This window comes from Sphingomonas sp. LR60, assembly GCF_036855935.1.
In the GTDB taxonomy this organism is placed as follows: Bacteria; Pseudomonadota; Alphaproteobacteria; order Sphingomonadales; family Sphingomonadaceae; genus Sphingomonas.
Genome location: NZ_JASPFK010000001.1, coordinates 557,513 through 575,546, shown reverse-complemented (window position 1 = coordinate 575,546; position 18,034 = coordinate 557,513). Strand labels below are relative to the sequence as shown.

Annotated in this window: 16 protein-coding genes and 1 riboswitch; of the genes, 9 read left to right on the top strand and 7 right to left on the bottom strand. The window is 68.3% G+C overall.

Going from position 1 to position 18,034, the window contains the following annotated elements; translation table 11 throughout:
- The first annotated feature begins 85 nt into the window (after positions 1–85).
- From QP166_RS02715 to QP166_RS02685, 7 genes are all read left to right on the top strand, one after another.
- Positions 86–1,198, top strand: coding sequence for an NAD-dependent epimerase/dehydratase family protein (locus QP166_RS02715; protein WP_333914511.1), 1,113 nt, complete (start codon positions 86–88; stop codon positions 1,196–1,198).
- Positions 1,195–2,262 (top strand): SDR family NAD(P)-dependent oxidoreductase, encoded by a 1,068-nt coding sequence (locus QP166_RS02710; RefSeq protein ID WP_333914510.1) that lies wholly within the window; start codon positions 1,195–1,197, stop codon positions 2,260–2,262. The genes QP166_RS02715 and QP166_RS02710 overlap by 4 nt, the downstream gene beginning before the upstream one ends.
- Positions 2,259–3,344 (top strand): glycosyltransferase family 4 protein, encoded by a 1,086-nt coding sequence (locus QP166_RS02705; protein WP_333914509.1) that lies wholly within the window; start codon positions 2,259–2,261, stop codon positions 3,342–3,344. The genes QP166_RS02710 and QP166_RS02705 overlap by 4 nt, the downstream gene beginning before the upstream one ends.
- Positions 3,341–4,453 carry a CgeB family protein gene (locus QP166_RS02700; protein WP_333914508.1) on the top strand — a complete coding sequence of 371 codons (1,113 nt, stop codon included), beginning with the start codon at positions 3,341–3,343 and terminating at the stop codon, positions 4,451–4,453. The genes QP166_RS02705 and QP166_RS02700 overlap by 4 nt, the downstream gene beginning before the upstream one ends.
- On the top strand, positions 4,450–5,538 hold the full coding sequence (locus tag QP166_RS02695; RefSeq protein WP_333914507.1) for a CgeB family protein: 1,089 nt from the start codon (positions 4,450–4,452) through the stop codon (positions 5,536–5,538). The genes QP166_RS02700 and QP166_RS02695 overlap by 4 nt, the downstream gene beginning before the upstream one ends.
- Positions 5,538–6,605: a CgeB family protein gene (locus tag QP166_RS02690; RefSeq protein WP_333914506.1), complete on the top strand. Its 1,068-nt coding sequence runs from the start codon at positions 5,538–5,540 to the stop codon at positions 6,603–6,605. The genes QP166_RS02695 and QP166_RS02690 overlap by 1 nt, the downstream gene beginning before the upstream one ends.
- 66 nt (positions 6,606–6,671) lie before the next feature.
- Positions 6,672–6,944, top strand: coding sequence for a CsbD family protein (locus tag QP166_RS02685; protein WP_184033366.1), 273 nt, complete (start codon positions 6,672–6,674; stop codon positions 6,942–6,944).
- 91 nt (positions 6,945–7,035) lie between these two features.
- Here QP166_RS02685 and QP166_RS02680 read toward each other — a convergent pair whose 3' ends face one another.
- The 4 genes from QP166_RS02680 to QP166_RS02665 form a co-directional block, all read right to left on the bottom strand.
- Positions 7,036–7,419: a response regulator gene (locus QP166_RS02680; protein WP_333914505.1), complete on the bottom strand. Its 384-nt coding sequence runs from the start codon at positions 7,417–7,419 to the stop codon at positions 7,036–7,038.
- A complete protein-coding gene (locus QP166_RS02675; RefSeq protein ID WP_333914504.1) occupies positions 7,412–10,867 on the bottom strand; it encodes a CheR family methyltransferase in 3,456 nt (1,151 codons plus the stop codon). The genes QP166_RS02680 and QP166_RS02675 overlap by 8 nt, the downstream gene beginning before the upstream one ends.
- Positions 10,860–11,417, bottom strand: a complete 558-nt coding sequence (locus QP166_RS02670) for a PAS domain-containing protein (protein WP_333914503.1) — start codon at positions 11,415–11,417, stop codon at positions 10,860–10,862. Before QP166_RS02670 ends, QP166_RS02675 begins: the two co-directional genes overlap by 8 nt.
- A gap of 176 nt (positions 11,418–11,593) precedes the next feature.
- Positions 11,594–13,006: an L-serine ammonia-lyase gene (locus QP166_RS02665; protein ID WP_333914502.1), complete on the bottom strand. Its 1,413-nt coding sequence runs from the start codon at positions 13,004–13,006 to the stop codon at positions 11,594–11,596.
- Positions 13,007–13,121: 115 nt separating this feature from the next.
- A riboswitch (glycine riboswitch) is annotated at positions 13,122–13,210 on the bottom strand.
- A gap of 77 nt (positions 13,211–13,287) precedes the next feature.
- Between QP166_RS02665 and QP166_RS02660 the strand changes: the two genes are divergently transcribed.
- Both QP166_RS02660 and QP166_RS02655 read left to right on the top strand, forming a co-directional pair.
- Positions 13,288–13,911: a TetR/AcrR family transcriptional regulator gene (locus tag QP166_RS02660; protein ID WP_333914501.1), complete on the top strand. Its 624-nt coding sequence runs from the start codon at positions 13,288–13,290 to the stop codon at positions 13,909–13,911.
- 260 nt (positions 13,912–14,171) lie between these two features.
- Positions 14,172–14,582 (top strand): hypothetical protein, encoded by a 411-nt coding sequence (locus tag QP166_RS02655; RefSeq protein ID WP_333914500.1) that lies wholly within the window; start codon positions 14,172–14,174, stop codon positions 14,580–14,582.
- A 131-nt stretch (positions 14,583–14,713) separates the two neighbouring features.
- Here QP166_RS02655 and QP166_RS02650 read toward each other — a convergent pair whose 3' ends face one another.
- The 3 genes from QP166_RS02650 to QP166_RS02640 form a co-directional block, all read right to left on the bottom strand.
- Entirely contained in the window at positions 14,714–15,964 is a 1,251-nt protein-coding gene (locus tag QP166_RS02650; protein ID WP_333914499.1) for an arsenic transporter, read from the bottom strand.
- Between the two features lie 70 nt (positions 15,965–16,034).
- Positions 16,035–17,303 carry an MFS transporter gene (locus QP166_RS02645; RefSeq protein ID WP_333914498.1) on the bottom strand — a complete coding sequence of 423 codons (1,269 nt, stop codon included), beginning with the start codon at positions 17,301–17,303 and terminating at the stop codon, positions 16,035–16,037.
- A 231-nt stretch (positions 17,304–17,534) separates the two neighbouring features.
- Positions 17,535–18,026, bottom strand: coding sequence for a nucleoside deaminase (locus tag QP166_RS02640; RefSeq protein WP_333914497.1), 492 nt, complete (start codon positions 18,024–18,026; stop codon positions 17,535–17,537).
- Positions 18,027–18,034: the final 8 nt, after the last annotated feature.

Genomic DNA, 18,034 nt, shown 5'->3' with positions numbered 1-18,034 from the left:
TAGAAGATGTTCTTCTCCCGCAATCAACCAGCAATGCGCGTGCGTGTCATTGATTGAGATCAATTGCGGGGCGGGAGGAATATTCGTGGAAACCATTCTCATCACCGGCGGGGCCGGCTTCATCGGACGTTTCGTTGCCGATGAACTGCTGGCACGCGGCCATGAAGTGCGGGTCCTCGACAGCCTGATCGAGCAGGTCCACGGCGATTGCGAGCGCCCGCCGCTCCTCAACGACGCGGTCGAGCTGATCCGCGGCGACGTGCGCAACGGCGATGTCGTCAGCAAGGCGCTCGACGGCGTCGACAGCGTCATCCACCTCGCCGCCGAAGTCGGCGTCGGCCAGTCGATGTACGAAGTCGAACGCTATACTTCGACCAACGACGTCGGCACCGCCGTTCTCTTCGAGAAACTGATCGACAAGCCGGTCCGTCGCGTCGTCACCGCCTCGTCGATGTCGATCTATGGCGAAGGGCTGTACCGCGACGCCGACGGCAACATGGTGCAGGACGCGGAGCGCAAGGGGCTGCGCGACGGGCTGACCAATTGGGAACCGGTCGACGCGCAAGGCCGCCCGCTGACCCCGGTCGCAACGCCCGAATGGAAGCAGCCGAACCTCGCCTCGATCTATGCGCTCAACAAATATGTGCAGGAACGCACCACGCACATCATGGCCGCGCCTTATGGGATCGAGGGCGTGTGCCTGCGGCTCTTCAACGTCTACGGCCCCGGCCAGGCGCTCTCCAACCCGTACACCGGCGTGCTCGCGATCTTCGCGTCGCGGTTGCTCAACGGGCAAAAGCCGATGATCTTCGAGGACGGCGAACAGCGCCGCGACTTCGTCCATGTCAGCGACGTGGCGCGCGGCTTCGCCGACGCCTTGTTCCTCCCGCAGGCGGTCGGTGGCACGTTCAACATCGGGTCGGGGCATGACCGCTCGGTGACCGAAGTCGCGACCGAGCTGGCCAAGGCGATGGGCAAGAACGATCTGGCGCCCGAGATCGTCGGCAAGGCGCGGATCGGGGACATCCGCCATTGCTTCTGCGACACGACGCTGGCGCAGGAACGGCTCGACTTCCGCGCGACCCAGGATTTCACCGCCGGGCTCGCCGAACTGGCCGAGTGGGTCGCCGAACAGACCGCCGAGGACAAGGTCGCGACGATGCGCGCCGAGCTCGAGCGCCGCGGGCTGGTCGCATGAGGGGGCCGGTGCTGGTTACCGGCGGCGCCGGCTTCATCGGCTCGAACCTCGCCGATCGGCTTGCCGGCGAAGGACATGACGTAGTCGTCTACGACGCGCTCGCCCGTGCCGGGGTCGAGCGCAATCTGGCGTGGCTGCGCGAACGCCACGGCGACCGCATCCGCTTCGTCCATGCCGATGTCCGCGACACCGCGCGGCTCGCCGATGAGGTCGCGGGCGCGGCGGCGGTGTTCCACTTCGCCGCGCAGGTGGCGGTGACCACCAGCCTCGACGATCCCGCCGACGATTTCACCACCAACATCACCGCCACCTTCCAGTTGCTCGAAGCGATCCGCACCCGCGCGCCCGACGTGCCGCTGATCTTCGCCTCCACGAACAAAGTATATGGCGACCTCGCTGATCTCGATTTCGTGCTGGAGGACGACGCCTATCATCCCGTCGACCCGCACGTCCGCGCGCATGGGATTGGCGAGGCGCGACCGCTCGACTTCCACACGCCGTACGGTGTGTCGAAGGGGGCAGCCGACCAATATGTCCTCGATTATGCGCGCAGCTTCGGGTTGAAGACCTGCGTCTTCCGGATGAGCTGCATCTACGGCCAGCGCCAGATGGGCACCGAAGACCAGGGCTGGGTCGCGCATTTCCTGATCCGCGCGCTCGGCGGCGAGCCGATCACCCTGTACGGTGACGGGCATCAGGTCCGCGACGTTCTCGATGTCCGCGATGCGGTGAACGCCTATCTCGCCGCGTGGCAGCGGATCGACGATGTCGCCGGGCGCGCCTTCAACCTCGGCGGCGGCCCCGAAAACGCAGTCAGTCTCCGCCAGTTGCTCGCGCATATCGCGACGCTGACCGGCCGCCCGGTCGACGTGCGATATTCGGGCTGGCGTGCGGGCGACCAGCGCTATTTCGTTGCCGACGCGCGCGCCGCCGCCGCGACGCTGGCCTTGCCCGAACGCCGCGACTGGCGCGAGGGCGTCGGTGCGCTCGCCGACTGGCTGCAGCGCGAACATGCCGTCGCTCCGATGACGACCGATGCACCGGCGATCGAGGTCGCTGCGTGACGGAACGGCTGTTGATGACCGCCGACGCGGTCGGTGGCGTCTGGCAATATGCGATCCAGCTTTCCGCCGATCTGGTCCGCGCCGGCTGGTCGGTCGATCTCGCCACACTCGGCCCCGCGCCCTCGACCGCGCATCAGGCGCAGGCCGAAGCGGCGGGCGTCTCGCTGATCGACACGCGCCTCCCGCTCGATTGGCTCGCCGAGGATGCGCAGGCGGTGGCGGTGGCCGCCGATGCGATCGCCGCGCTCGCCGCTGCACGCGCGGTCGACGTCGTCCAGCTCAACCAGCCCGCGCTCGCGATCGCCGATTTCGCGATGCCGGTCGTCGCGGTCGTCCATAGCTGCGTCGCGAGCTGGTGGGAGGCGGTCGAGCACGGCCCGCTCCCCGCCGACCTGGTTTGGCAGACCGAGCTGGTCGCGCGCGGTCTGGCGCGTGCCGACGCGATCGTCTGCCCGACCCGCGCCTTCGCCGCGACCATCCAGCGGCTCTACGCGCTCCCGGTCGCGCCGCGCGCGATCCACAACGGCCGCACGCTGCCGGCCGCGACCGGTGCGCTTTTCGCAGGCGCGTTCACCGCCGGTCGGCTGTGGGATCGCGGCAAGAACATCGCGACGCTCGATTGCGCCGCCGCCCTGCTGCCGTTGCCGTTCCGCGCCGCGGGTCCGGCGCGCGGGCCGCATGGCGAGCATCACAAGTTCCACCATCTCGAACCGCTCGGCCGGATCAGCGACGCCGCGATCGCCGCCGCGCTGTCGACCCGCCCGATCTTCGCCTCCGCCGCTCATTACGAGCCGTTCGGGCTCGCGGTGCTCGAGGCGGCGCTGACCGGCTGCGCGCTGGTCCTGTCCGACATCCCGACCTTCCGCGAATTGTGGGACGGGGTCGCGACCTTCGTCGCCGCCGACGATGCCGAGGGCTTTTCTCGCGCGATCGCCGACCTCGCCGCCGACACCGACCTGCGCGTCTCGCGTGGCGCGCTCGCCCGCGCCCGCGCGCTCGACTACACGCCCGAACAGACCGCGCGCACGATGGCCGCGCTTCTCGACCACGCGACCGCCACCGGCGAGCGGGTCGCGGCATGAAGCTGGTCTATTTCACCCACAGCCTCGCCTCGTGCTGGAACCACGGCAACGCGCATTTCCTGCGCGGCGTGCTTTCGGAGCTGATCGCCCGCGGCCATGACGTGCGCGTCTACGAACCCGCCGGTGCATGGAGCCTCGAGAACCTGCTCGCCGACAACGGCGAGGCCGGGCTCGACGCGTATCGCACCGCCTATCCCGAACTGTCGTCGCAGACCTTCGCGCCCGACGCCGACCTCGCCGAACTGGTCGACAAGGCCGACGTGGTGATCGTCCACGAATGGAACGCGCACGATCTGGTCGCCGCACTCGGCAAACTGCGCCGCGGCGGCGCGCACTTCACCCTGCTGTTCCACGACACGCATCACCGCGCGGTCAGCGCGCCCGAGGAGATGCGCGCCTATGATCTCGACAGCTATGACGGCGTGCTCGCGTTCGGCGAGGCGCTGTCGCGCGTCTATCGCGAGTGGGGCTGGGGCGATCGTGTGTGGACGTGGCACGAAGCCGCCGACACGCGCCGCTTCTTCCCCGTTGAAGGCGAGGATCGCGACGGCATCGTCTGGATCGGCAATTGGGGCGACGGCGAGCGCACCGCCGAGATCGAGAATTATCTGCTCGCCCCGGCGCGCGACGCCGGGCTGCCGCTCGACATCTATGGGGTCCGCTATCCCGACGCGGGCAAGGCGATGCTCGCGGCATATGGCGCGCGCTATCACGGCTGGGCGCCCAACGCCGCCGCGCCCGCACTGTTCGCGCGTGCGCTCGCGACCGTCCATGTGCCGCGGCGCTATTACACGACGATCCTGCCCGGCATCCCGACGATCCGCGTCTTCGAGGCATTGGCGTGCGGCCTGCCGCTCGCCAGCGCGCCGTGGGACGACGCCGAACACCTCTTCCGCCCCGGCACCGACTTCCTGTTCGCGCAAACGCCCGACGAGATGACGCACATCCTCCGCGACCTGCGCGACGATGCCGACCTGCGGGCCTCGCTCGCCGCCGCCGGGCTCGAAACCATCCGCGCGCGCCACACCTGCGCGCACCGCGTCGACGAATTGCTGGCGATCCTCGCCGGCCTCGACGCCCCCTCGCTGTCACGGAGCATCCCAGCGTGAAGATCGCCTTCTACGGGTCCAGCCTGCTGTCCTCCTATTGGAACGGCGCCGCGACCTATTATCGCGGCATCCTGCGCGCGCTCGGCGAGCGCGGCTATGACATCACCTTCTACGAACCCGACGCCTTCGAGCGGCAACAGCATCGCGACATCGACCCGCCCGCCTATGCCAAGGTCGTCGTCTATCCCGCGACGCACGATGCGCTCCGCGAGGTGCTGGCCGAAGCCGCGCACGCCGATATCGTCGTCAAGGCGAACGGCGTCGGGGTCTTCGATCGCGAATTGCTCGAAGGCATCATCGCGCACGCCCGCCCCGACGCGCTCAAGATCTTCTGGGACGTCGATGCCGCCGCGACACTCGACGAGATGCGCGCCGACCCCGATCATCCGGTCACCGCCGCGCTGCCGCATCTCGACATGGTACTCACCTATGGCGGCGGCGATCCGGTCGTGAACGCCTATCGCGGCTTCGGCGCGGCGGAATGTATCCCTGTCTACAATGCGCTCGATCCGCAGACCCACCACCCGGTGCCAGCCGACGAGCGCTTCGCGTGCGACCTCGCCTTCCTCGGCAATCGCCTTCCGGATCGCGAGGCGCGCGTCGAGGAATTCTTCCTCCGCCCCGCCGCCCTGCTCCCGAAGCAGAGCTTCCTGATCGGTGGCAATGGCTGGGATACGAAGGCGATGCCCGGCAACGTCCGCCACCGCGGCCATGTCTTCACCGCCGAGCATAACGCCTTCAACTGCACGCCGCGCGCGATCCTCAACGTCGCGCGCGATTCGATGGCGCACATCGGTTTCTCGCCCGCCACCCGCGTGTTCGAGGCCGCAGGCGCCGCCGCCTGTCTCATCACCGATGCGTGGGAGGGGATCGAGCTGTTCCTCATCCCCGATCGCGAAGTGCTGGTCGCGCGTGACGGACAGGACGTCGCCGACCATCTTGCCGCACTCACCACCGAGCGCGCGCAGGCGATCGGTCAGGCCGCGCTCAAGCGGGTCCTCGCCGAGCACACCTATGATCTGCGCGGGGCGCAGGTCGATACGCTCTTCAAGGCGCACGCCGCCCGCCAGCGCGAGGCCGCGTGATGAAGCTCGTCGTCCTCGGCCTCTCGCTCAGCTCCAGCTGGGGCAACGGCCACGCCACCACCTTCCGCGCCCTGCTCCGCGCCTTCGCCGCGCGCGGTCACGACGTGCTGTTCCTCGAACGCGACATGCCCTGGTATGCCGCGCACCGCGACGAACCCGCGCCCGATTATTGCCGGCTCGAACTCTACGACGGCCTCGCCGCGATGGCGGACTGGCGCACCGCGATCGAGCAGGCCGATGCGGTGATGGTCGGCTCATACGTCCCCGACGGGATCGAGGTCGGCCGTCTGGTCCAGCAATGGGCGCGCGGCGTGACGACCTTCTACGACATCGACACGCCGGTCACGCTCGCCAAGCTGGCGCGCGGCGCGTGCGATTACGTCTCGCCCGAGGTGATCCCCGGCTATGACATCTATTGCTCGTTCACCGGCGGCCCGACGCTGCGGTCGATCGAGGAACGCTACAAGAGCCCCGCCGCGCGCGCGCTCTATTGCTCGGTCGACGCCGATCGTTACCAGCCGACCGGCGCCGACAAACGCTGGGACCTGTCGTATCTCGGCACCTACAGCGACGATCGCCAGCCGACGCTCGAACGGCTGCTGATCGAGCCCGCGCGTCGGCATCCGGACAAAAGCTTCGTCGTCGCGGGCCCGCAATATCCCGAGACGATCGACTGGCCAGCCAATGTCGCGCGGATCGAGCATCTCGCGCCTGCCGACCACGCCGATTTCTACTCGGCGAGCCGCGCGACGCTCAACGTCACCCGCGCCGACATGATCGCCGCGGGCTGGTCGCCCTCGGTGCGGCTGTTCGAGGCGACCGCCTGCGGCACGCCGATCGTCTCGGATCGCTGGCCGGGCATCGACGAATTGCTGACGCCCGACCGCGAAATCCTGCTGGCCGACACCAGCGACGATGTCGAGGCGGCGCTCGCCCGCCCCGATCTCGACGCGATCGGCGCCGCCGGGCGTGCCCGCGTGCTCGCCGCACACACCGCGCACCACCGCGCCGCCGAACTGGAGGCGCATCTCCGCGAAGCGGCGGAGGCAAAGCTCGCGACGGCGTAGGTCGCGCACGGAACGAACCGCCCTTGATCCCGGTTATGCCCCGCGAACCCAACAAGGAGACGTTCGATGAACAGCGACACGCTGACCGGCACGACCACCGATCTGGGCGGCAAGCTCAAGGAAGGCCTCGGCAAGGCATTCGGCGACGACAAGCTGCGCGCCGAGGGCTCGGCCGACCGCGCCGAGGGCACCGTCCAGAAGACCTATGGTGAAGCCAAGGACAGCGTCCGCCCGCTGATCGATCAGGCGCGCCGTTTCATGAACGAGCGTCCCTTCGCCGCCGCCGCCGTCGGCGGTGTGATCGGCCTCGCGCTGCTCAACACGCTGCGCGGGAAGTAAATCGCGGCAAGGAGGGGAGCCAGCTTCCCTCCTTCCGTCTGCCAGAACCTCCACCGAAGTCCCGGGTCTTCGTCACGCGCACCATCCGGTGCTACGCCGCCCGACGCCCCGCCGCGCAACCCAGTAGCGCGGCCGCCAGCGCACTCGGCGCGCTCGGTTTCGGACACACCACCGAACCGGGATACCGCTGCCGAAGCGCGACATCGTCGGCATGGCCCGAATGGAACAGCAGCGGCACCCCCGCCGCACTCAGCCGGTCCGCCGCCGGGAACACCGGCCCGTCCGCCAGCCGGACGTCGAGCACCGCCGCCGCGAAGCCCGCCGTATGCGCCTCGATCGCCGCTTCCGCGTCCCGCACGGTCGCGCACGGCCCCACTACGCGGAAGCCGGCCTCCTCGATCGTCTCCTGAAGATCGAGCGCGATGAACAACTCGTCCTCGACCAGCAGGACGTAACCGCTGGCGAAGTCAGTCACGCGCCAGCACGCTCGCCGGTAGTTTCATTCGCAGTCGAAACGATCGTCCCATTACCTCGCTCCATACTTCGCCCGACAATTGGCGCACACTCGTCTCGACCAGTAACGAGCCGAACCCGCGTTGGGCCCCGCTCGCTTCCTGATCGCCGCGTCCCATTTCGTCCCAGTCGACCGCCAGTCCGGGATCGGTCAGCCGCCAGCGCACGGCGAGGCCGGTGCTGCCCTCTTCACCGCCCTGCCAGCACAGCGCGCCATATTTCACCGAATTGGTCGCCCATTCGTGGAGGATCAGCGCCAGCGACGACAGGCATTGGCGGTTGAGGGTGACGGTCGGCCCCTCGACCACGATGTGCGAATGGTCGCGATACGGCGCGAGCGTCGCCTCGACCAGTTCGTGCAGCCCGATCGCCTGCGGCTGCCCGGCGGGCGAGGCGAGCGAATGCGCCGCGCCCAGCGCCGCGATGCGATGCCGAAGATCGCTCGAGAAGGAGCGTACCTCGTCATGGTTGCGCGCCGCGACCGTGATCATCCCCGCGATCACCGCGAACAGGTTCTTCACGCGATGGTTCATCTCGCGCAGCATCAGCTCGCGCGTTTCCGCCAGCGCGTAATCCGGCGTGACGTCGATCGACACGCCCAGCAGCCGCGGCGGGTTGCTGCCCGCGATCACGCGGCCGAACCCCTTCACCCAGCGCGTCTCGCCATCGGTCGGGCGCAGCCGGAACGTCGCCTCATAGTCGCCGTTGCGCTCGACGGCTTGCCGCAGCGCGGTTTCTACCGCGCCACGGTCGTCGGGGTGGATCCGGTCGAGCAATGGGTCGACGCGCTCCGCGTCCGCGCCGGCGACACCGAACAATTGCCGCTCGACCGCGTCGAGCACCGCCTCTCCGGTTTCGAGGCAATATTCCCACACGCCGATCCCGGCCGCCTTGATCGCGAGGTCGAGCCGCTCGCGTTCCGCGGCGAGCTGCCGTTCGAGCGACAGCGCCTCGGTGATGTCGGTCAGCACCAGCGTCGTGCCATCGACCGCGCCGGTCTGGGTGCGATACGGCAGCACGCGCAGCGACAGCACGCGCTCGCCGTCCTTGGTCGTCACGCGCCGCTGCGTCGCGGGGGCGCCGGCCGCCACCGCGCGCGCATCTTCCATATATTCGCTGCCGCGCAGCCGGCTCGCGACGTCGCTCAGCGGACGTCCGCGGTCGGCGGGCTGCAGCGGGAAGATCGACACCGCCGCCTCGGTATAGGTTCGCACGTTCAGCCGGGCGTCGAGCACCACCACCGCCAATTCAGTCGACTGGTGGAAATTGCGCAGGTCGGACAGCGCGACCGTCAATTGTTCGACCTTGCTCTTCAGCTCGTCGTTGACGGTCGACAATTCCTCGTTCGTCGATTGAAGCTCCTCGTTCATCGACATCATTTCTTCATTGGAGCTTTTCAGCTCCTCGTTCGCGGTCTCCAGTTCCTCGATCGCCGAGCGCAGCCGATGCCGCGTCAGCCGCAACTCGTCCTCGATCGCCTCCAGATGGTCGCCGCCCGCGGAAAGATCGGTCAGCTCATTCTGATCGGACGGCCGGAACGCACCACTGTCGCGGAACACGAACAACAAAGTGCCGTCGCCAAGCGGGTCGCAGATCACCTCGACCGGCTGGATGCCGTAATCGGTTTCGACGTCCACATCGCGCGCCACCACGCGCCGCCGCTCGTCGCGCGCCTGCCGGAGCAGCGGACCGATCACGGTGCGCAAGCCGGCACGCGCCAGATTGATCGCGCTGCTCCCGCCGGTGCGCGTCACCGGAAACTCGAGATAGCGGCTCAGCTTGCCATAGGCGGCGATGATGCCGCCGTCCTGATCGACGATCAGGCTGGCCGGTGCGTAGCGATCCACGATCCGGCGGACCGCGACGCTCTCCGCGGTCAGCGACGCGGAGTCGCCGCGGCTCTCGCGCTCCCGCCGCGGACCGATCGCGCGCGCACTGCCGGGCAGGTCGATCGGATAGCTCGGCGCGCCCGGCGCGCGTTCGAACAGACGCGCGTGCTGGTCCACCACGGTGAACAGATGTTCGAACCGCCCGATGCTCTCCGACGGTCCCAGGAACAGGAACCCACCGGGACGCAGCGTGTAATGGAACAGCGGCATCACCGATTGCTGCAATCGGTCGTCGAAATAGATCAGCAGGTTGCGGCACGACACCAGATCGACGCGCGAGAAGGGCGGGTCCTTGACCAGGCTGTGGCTCGAAAAGCGGATCATGTCGCGGATCTGGCCCGTGATCGTGAACCGCTCGGCATGGGGAACGGTGTAACGCTCCCGCAATTCGGGGGGCAGATCAGCCAACGCCGCCGCGGGATAGCTACCCTCGCGCGCGATCGCCAGCATCTGCTCGTCGATGTCGGTCGCGAAGATCTGCACCGCCAACGGCACGTCGGCCTTGCGCGCCGCCTCCGCGAACAGCATCGCGATCGTATAGGCTTCCTCGCCGCTCGAGCAGCCGGGCACCCAGACGCGCAGATCGTCATGGTTGGTGCGCCCGATCAGCAACGGCTCGATCACCTGCTTGCGCAGCGTCTCGAACGCATGGGCATCACGGAAAAAGCGCGTGACGTTGATGAGCAGATCGCGGAACAGCGCCGAGCATTCGGCTGAATCGCCGCGCACCCGCGCCAGATAGTCTCGCCCGTTGTTGATCCCCAGCACGTGCATCCGCCGCTCGACACGGCGGATCAGCGTCGAGCGCTTGTAGCCCGAGAAATCGTGACCCACCGCGGTGCGCAGCACGCGGCACAGATCGTCGACATGATCCGCGACGACCCCGGCCTCCATCTCGCCCGGATCGATATTGCGACGCTGGAAGAACGCCTGCAGGCATTTCAGGATCTCGCCCGGCGCCTTGATGAAGTCGATCAGCCCGGTGCCGACCGCCGACAGCGGCATCCCGTCGTAGCGGGCGCTCTCCGGCTGCTGGACGACACCGACGCCACCGTTTTCCTTGATCGCGCGCAGCCCGGTGGTGCCGTCGGCGCCGGTGCCCGACAGGATCACGCACGCGGCATTCGCTTGCTGGTCGCCCGCCAGCGACTGGAAGAAATCGTCGATCGGCCGCCGCATCCCGCGCGGTTGCGCGAAGTCGGTCAGTTCCAGCACGCCGTTGCGGATCGCCAGCCCGCGCCCGGGCGGGATGATATAGACGGTATCGGCCTCGATCCGCTCGCCGCCGCCGCTCTGCAACACGCGCAAACTGGTCGCGCGGTCCAGCAATTCCGCCAACATGCTCTCGTGATTGGGGTCGAGGTGCTGGACTACCACGAACGCCAGCCCGGTCGGACGTTGCGCGGGGGCGAGCATCTCGCGCAACGCCTCCAGCCCGCCCGCCGACGCGCCGATTCCGACCACCGGCACGCCTTGTCCGGCCTCGGGAGACGCCCGGTCGGACGCCCCGTCGTTAGGCACTTTCCTCGGACTCCAGTGCGGCCAGCATCATCTTGGCCTGCGCCACCGTCGCCGCGCTGTTGGCGATCGTCAGCAACGTCCCCTCGACGACAATCCCGGCCTCGCTCGCGATCGGGGTCATCCGCCGCAGCGTCTGCCCGAGTTCCTGATCGTAATCGCTCAGCAGATCGGGCTGCGAACGGCTGACGTCGAATTGCGACGCGAAGATATAGCTGGGCTTGCCGCCCATCGAGCGCAGCCTCGACATATACAGCAGGTTGACGAACGGCGTCCCGTCCTTGCGGAAGTTGACGATCAGCGTGCGGACATTCTCCTGCGCCGGATTGCCGAGGAACTCGCGCAACCGCGCGCGCGGCTCCTCGTTGGCGGCCGTTTTCTGGAGCAAGCGGCAATTCCGCCCGATCAATTCATCGGGGTCGTAGCCGGTCAGCGCGAAGAACCGGTCGCTGACCGCCAGCAGATGATTGTCGCCCTCCGCCGACGCGATCGCAAGCGCGACCCGCGACGGGCGCAGATAATCGAGCAAGGCGGCAGGCAGGTCGGGATTCACGTGCAGCTCCGGTCCGGTTCGGTGGCCTTACCCGAACAGGACCGCGCACGGGTCGTGATCGCATTCGGGTCCTTAAACACGGATTAGGCATGAAGTCGCCCCGACTACAACCGTCTTCGCCTAACTCACTGACCCGTAAACGACCAGTTAACCACGTCCGCGCGACTCCGTACCGATCAGCATTCGACGACGTTCACAGCGAGTCCGCCGAGGCTGGTTTCCTTATACTGCGTGCGCATGTCCTCGCCGGTCTGGCGCATCGTTTCGATCACCGCGTCGAGGCTGACGACATGGCTGCCGTCGCCGCGCAGCGCCAGATAGGCGGCGTTGATCGCCTTGACCGCGCCCATCGTATTGCGCTCGATACACGGGATCTGCACCAGCCCGCCGATCGGGTCGCAGGTGAGCCCCAGGTTATGCTCCATCCCGATCTCGGCGGCATTCTCGATCTGGCGGTTGCTGCCCCCCAGCACCGCCGCCAGTGCACCGGCGGCCATCGAACAGGCGACGCCGACCTCGCCCTGACACCCCATCTCGGCCGCCGAGATCGACGCACGCTTCTTGTAGAGCATCCCGATCGCCGCCGCGGTGTAGAGGAAGCAGCGCACGCCCTGCTGCCGCACCGGCGCGGGCTTGGTCTGCGCGACCAACGTCTCGTAGAAGCGCAGCACCGCCGGCAGCACCCCCGCGGCGCCATTGGTCGGTGCGGTAACGACGCGTCCGCCCGCGGCATTCTCCTCGTTGACCGCCAACGCCCACAGGCTGACCCATTCGAACACTTCCGCCGGGTTTCGACCCGGCGTGTTGCCGGTCAGCGCCTGCTCCAGCGCACGCGCGCGCCGTCGCACCTTCAACCCGCCCGGCAGCAGCCCGTCCTGCGCGATCCCGCGATCGATACAGGCGTTCATCGCCGCGTGCACCGCGTCGAGGAACGCGTCCGCCTCCGCGCCGCTGCGCCACGCTTCCTCGTTGGCGCGCACCAGTTGCGCGATCGTCAGCCCCGTCGCATCGCCTAGCGCCAGCAACTCGGCGCTCGACGAGAACGGGTGGCGCACCGCGACATTCTCCGCCGCGACCGGCGCGCCCTTGCGCAGGATCGCGCCGCCGCCGATCGAGAAATAGGTCTCGGCATAGCCGGTCCCGTCCGCCAGCCGCGCGGTGAAGCTGATGCCGTTGGGATGTTCGGGCAGGAAGTCGCGCGGGTGGAAGACGAGGTCCGCCGCCTCCGCGAACGGGATCGTGCGCTCCCCCGCCAGCCGCAATCGCGAGGTCTCGCGGATCGTCTCCAGCACCGCGGGCGCTTCATCGGGATCGACGCGCTCGGGCTCCCACCCCGCCAGTCCGAGGATCGCCGCCGTGTCGGTTGCATGGCCGCGCCCGGTCAGCGCCAGCGAGCCGTACAGGTCGCAGCGGACGCCGACCACGTCCTGCTCCAGCCCGATCGCGCGCTGCGCGAAGTCGAACGCCGCGCGCATCGGCCCGACGGTATGCGAGCTGGACGGCCCGATGCCGATCGTGAACAATTCGGCCACGCTGATCGGGCGCGTCGCGCAGCGATCGAGCGGCTGGTGGGTCGTGTCGACGTGCATGTGCTCTCCCCGGTCGCCGCAGCGACGTCGCCATGCCCCATCTGTCCGTTGCGCCTGAGATCGCTATCCCGTCGGCGGACGCGAGGAAAAGTCCCGCGCCTCTCTCCAGATGTCCGTCGTCGATCTGGTCCTTCTGCCTGAGAGTTTCCGGGGCGGTTGCTCCTTCGGCGCCGGGCGTCACCCGGTCTCTCCCAAATCGACACGCTCGGTATCGGGGAGCATCGGGGGCCGGTCAAGCGCCCCTCGACGCCGCGGGTCGGGATCATTATATACCGGGCGTTATGGAATCGATCATCACCGCCGACGCCCCTGCTCCTACCCGTGGGCGTCCGCGCGAATTCTGCCCCGACGCCGCGCTCACCGCGGCGCTCGGCGTGTTCTGGGCAAAGGGCTATGACGGCGCGTCGATGGCGGATCTGACCGCCGCGATGGGCATCACCAAGCCCAGCCTCTACGCCGCGTTCGGCAACAAGGAACAGCTCTTCCACCAGGCGCTCGACCGCTACGAGGCGGAAAAGCTGGCCTATACCCGCGAAGCGCTGAAGCAGCTGACCGCCCGCGGGGTGGCGGAGCATTTCATGCGCGGCGCGGTCGCGGCACAGACCAGCACGTGCGATCCCAAGGGCTGCATGGGCGTGATCAGCGCCACCGCCTGCGGTGCGGAAGGCGATTCGATCAAGGCGCACATCATGGAGCGCCGACAATCCTCGAACGCCGCGCTGGTCGCGCGCTTCGAACAGGCGCGGCAGGACGGCGACCTTCCCCACGACCTCGATCCGCAGGGGCTCGCTTTCTACCTCTACGCGATCCTGCAGGGGATGGCGGTGCTCGCCACCTCCGGCGCGACGCGCGACGACCTCGACGGCGTGGTGACGATTGCGCTGTCGATGTGGCCGACTTCCTGAGAAAAAATAAATTACCGATCGGTACACAAAGCCGTTGACGGGCGTTCGGACGGTTTATATACCACACGGTATGGAATGAGGAGCCGGCAGGTTCCTCCCCACCGCAGGAGCCGCCACATGGTTTCTCGTCATTTCGTACGTACCGGCGCGTCCTGACGGGCGCGACCCGCTTGCTCTTTCACTGCCACCTGCCAGCGCTTCCACCCGTCGTCTGCGACGTCGGGAACGGCTGCGCCCGTCCGTTTCCAAGGAGTTCGCCCATGGCCTATCTGATGCTCGACGACGATCGCTCGGTTGTCACCACCGCCCCGCTGCCCGCCACGATCGTCACGCCCTGCGCCGATCCGCTGCCCACCGACGAGCCGGCGCGGCTCAGCGCCCTCGAATGGTCGATCGTCGCACTGGCGCGCAAGGATCGCGTGTCGTCGCTCGACCGGCCCGGCCGCATCGCAACCGCGCTGGCGGTGCTCTTCAAGCCGCCGCACAACCGGATGCTCGCCGACGAACGGCTCGAGGCACTGCGCCGCATCGCGGTGCTCGGCTGGCACTATGGCTACACGATACCCACCGAGGAGCTGAAGCGCTTCCTCCGCGCCGGTTTCTCGCCTGCGCAATACGAGCTGATGATGGACAGCATCGGCGTCGCCAAGCTGCGCACCGCGCATCGTTGACGCAATAAGCCCCTCCCCTCGGGGGAGGGGTTGGGGTGGGGAGTTCCTCATTCCCCGTTCGCCCTGAGCTTGTCGAAGGGCGTGTTCCGGACGCACGTGCTTCGACAAGCTCAGCACGAACGGCAGCTTGCTTACCCGATTAACAACCGCACCCCCAGCGCCGCGACCAGCGCCGGCGGCATCGTCACCGCCCCCACCTTCAGGAACCGCCAGAACCCGACATCCTCGCCCTCGCGCCGGATCGCCTGCAACCACAGGATCGTCGCGAGGCTCCCGGTGATCGACAGGTTTGGCCCCAGATCGACCCCGATCAGCAGCGCATCGACGATCACGCGCGGCGGCTGCGCCTGCGCCACGGCGGTGCTCGCGACAAGCCCGGCGGGCAGATTGTTCATCAGGTTCGACGCGAAGGCGAGGATCGTCCCGCTCCACGCCGCGCCGCGCACCGGGTCCGCCGCCATCCCGCGGAGCCCCTCGGCCACCCACGCGATCACACCGGTGCGATCGAGCGCCTCGACCAGCACGAACAGCCCCGCGACCAGCGGCAGGACGCTCCACGACACCGATCGCATCGTCGCGAGCGGCGATCGCCGCACCAGCGCCGCCACCCCCAGCATCGTCGCGACGCCGGCGACGCAGGTCGGCAACCCCAGCGGGCGATCGAGCACCGAGACGATCAGCAACAACACCGCCGTCGCCGCGATCCCGGCCAGCGCCGCCTTGCCGGCCACGGTCAGCGGTTCGCGTGTCACCGCCGCCTCGCACGTGCCGTGCAGCCGCGCGCGCTCGACGTAGCGCAGGGCAAAGAACGTCACCACGATCGCCGCCACCGACGGTAAGGCGAACGATGCGAACCACGCGCCGAGCGGCGGCATCCGGCCCCCGTACAGCACCAGATTGGCGGGGTTCGAGATCGGCAGCACGAAGCTCGCCGCATTGGCGATCAGCGCGCAGGCGAACAGCAACGGCAGCGGCTCGGCCTTGGCCTTGCGCGCCGCGGCATAGACCGCCGGGGTCAGCACCACCGCCGTCGCGTCGTTCGACAGGAAGGTGGTCGTCACCACGCCGGTCGCATAGACCAGCAGGAACAGCCGCGTCGGCGCACCTTTGGCATGGCGGACCGCGGTCGCCGCAACCCAGTCGAACAATCCCTGCTCGCGCGCGGTCTCGCTCAACAGCATCATGCCGATCAGGAACAGATAGACGTCGCCACCCTTCGCCACCGCGCCCAGCGCGTCGCCCGGCGTCACCAGCCCGAACAACAGCAGCGCCACCGCCCCCGCCACCGCCCAGATCGCCTCCGGCCAGCGGAACGGCCGCGCGATCACCCCCGCGGTCGCGGCGGCGCAGATGCCCCAGGTCGCACCGGTGGCAAGGATCATCGCGAGCGGCCGGACAGCATCGACATGCCGCGCTCCTGCCCCAACATTCCGCGCTCCGCCAGCGTCCGCGTCACGCCTGCGCCGCCGCGCACGCCTCGCGCACCACGCCCGCGAACACGACCCACAATGCGACGCTGACCAGAGCGAAGCTGCCGAGGATATAGAAAGCAATGTGATAGCCGAGCGCCTGCGCCAGCCATCCGCCGATCGCCGGGCTCAACGACGCGCCGACCCCCTGCACCGTCATCACCGCACCCTGCCCGACATTGACCCGTCCGGTGCCATTCAACAGGCACGCGACCAGCCCCGGCACCGCGACGCTCTGCAACCCCGCACCGATTCCGTCGAGCGCCTGCACCGGCCACACGCCCCAATGTTCGATGAAGGTCCCCGCCAGCGCGCCCCGGAGCGGCAGCGCCGCGAACGAGATCAGCAACACCAGCCAATAGCCGCGCCCCGCCGACATCCGCATCGCGATCAACGACGCCACGATCATCACCGCCTGCGCCACCACCACCGTCGTCGCGGTGAACAACGCCGCGTCGCCCTTTCCCGCACCGATCACCGCCAGGCCGTACAGCGGCAGCATCGCGCCATTGCCCAGATGGAAGCACGCCAGCGCGGCGGCGAGCACCAGCATCGGCTTGTTGCGGATCAGCGTGCGGAAACCCTCGGCCTGCCCGCCCTCCGCCGCATCGTCGTCGCCCTTTTCCAGGCCGCGCGCCGCACGGTGGTCGATCGCCTTCTCCGGGATCATCAACACGCTGGTGATCGCCAGCACCCCGAAGGCTGCGGCGAGATAGAAGATCGCCGGCATCCCGAACCGCCAGCCGAGATACCCCGACAGCCCCGCGCCGACCATATTGCCGGCATGGTTCCATGCCTGATTGCGCCCGTTCTGCGCGTTGAAGCCCTTCTGGCGGACGATCCCCAGCGTCATGCCCGTCACCGCCGGACCGATCGCCGCGCCAGCGATCGCGGTCGCGACCTGGCTGATCGTCACGACCCAGCCGGCCTGTGACAAGAGGATCAGGAACGATGCCATCACGGTGCAGATGCCGGTGACGATCACCACCAACCGCTTCTTCTCGGTGTGGTCGATGAACGCGCCCGCCGGGACGGTCATCAGCATCCCGGCGACCCCGCCGGCGGTCATCACCGATCCGATCGGCCCGGCGGTCCAGCCGCGCTGCTGGAGGAACACGCCCAGAAACGGGCCGATCCCCGCCTGCATGTCCGCCATGAAGAAGTTGAGCGCCTCCAGCGGCCGTGTCGCGCGTTTCCGCTCACCGTCATGCGACGGCGCCGCTCCGCCGCGCCTATCAATCACCGTCGCCATGATCCGCGCTCCTGCACCGTTCGCGCGCCCAACCCGGCAACAATCGGAAATATCCCGGACAAACCTGATTTATATTGCTTACCGGCGTTGAGGGAGCAGCCCTCGCACCTGACCCGTCACCCCGGCGAAGGCCGGGGTCCAGTTGGGAGACGCTGATGACATGCCCTGCGCGCCATTACTCTGGCCATCTAAACCGGGCCCCGGCCCTCGCCGGGGTGACGAGCATCGACCCTAAAGGTTCGCCTGCTCCTCCTTCGGCAGTTCGGCGTCGGGCGGATAGTAAAGCGCCGCGCATTCTTCGCGCAGGCACCCGCCCTCGATCACGATATCGTCGCGATAGGCGTCGGCGATGAACGACAGCGTATCGATATGCTTGTCTTCGAAATACATCTCATGGACGTCGTCGCGCCCCGCGCCATAGACGACGCGCCCGACCTTCGACCAGATCGACGCCATCGTGCACATCCCGCACGGTTGCAGCGTCGAATAGAGCGTCGCATTGCGCAACTCCAACGCGCCCTCCGCTTTGCAGCCGCGCCGGATCGCCATCATCTCGGCGTGCGCGGTGGCGTCGGGCAGTTCGTGGGTCTGGTTGCGCTCCGCGGCGATCACCCGCCCATCGCGCACGATCACCGATCCCAGCGGCGAGGTGGAAGGGTCGCTCCCCTTGGACCGCGCGACCTTGATCGCCTCGCGCATCCAGCGTTCGTCATCCTGTGTCATCCCCGCCG

What these genes read in the sequence shown, in the direction of transcription:
- QP166_RS02710 (WP_333914510.1), top strand. Translation starts at nt 1,195, where the DNA reads ATGAGGGGGCCGGTGCTGGTTACCGGCGGCGCCGGCTTCATCGGCTCG.
- QP166_RS02700 (WP_333914508.1), top strand. Translation starts at nt 3,341, where the DNA reads ATGAAGCTGGTCTATTTCACCCACAGCCTCGCCTCGTGCTGGAACCAC.
- QP166_RS02690 (WP_333914506.1), top strand. Translation starts at nt 5,538, where the DNA reads ATGAAGCTCGTCGTCCTCGGCCTCTCGCTCAGCTCCAGCTGGGGCAAC.
- QP166_RS02685 (WP_184033366.1), top strand. Translation starts at nt 6,672, where the DNA reads ATGAACAGCGACACGCTGACCGGCACGACCACCGATCTGGGCGGCAAG.
- QP166_RS02665 (WP_333914502.1), bottom strand. Translation starts at nt 13,006, where the DNA reads ATGCACGTCGACACGACCCACCAGCCGCTCGATCGCTGCGCGACGCGC.
- QP166_RS02660 (WP_333914501.1), top strand. Translation starts at nt 13,288, where the DNA reads ATGGAATCGATCATCACCGCCGACGCCCCTGCTCCTACCCGTGGGCGT.
- QP166_RS02655 (WP_333914500.1), top strand. Translation starts at nt 14,172, where the DNA reads ATGGCCTATCTGATGCTCGACGACGATCGCTCGGTTGTCACCACCGCC.
- QP166_RS02650 (WP_333914499.1), bottom strand. Translation starts at nt 15,964, where the DNA reads ATGATCCTTGCCACCGGTGCGACCTGGGGCATCTGCGCCGCCGCGACC.
- QP166_RS02645 (WP_333914498.1), bottom strand. Translation starts at nt 17,303, where the DNA reads ATGGCGACGGTGATTGATAGGCGCGGCGGAGCGGCGCCGTCGCATGAC.
- QP166_RS02640 (WP_333914497.1), bottom strand. Translation starts at nt 18,026, where the DNA reads ATGACACAGGATGACGAACGCTGGATGCGCGAGGCGATCAAGGTCGCG.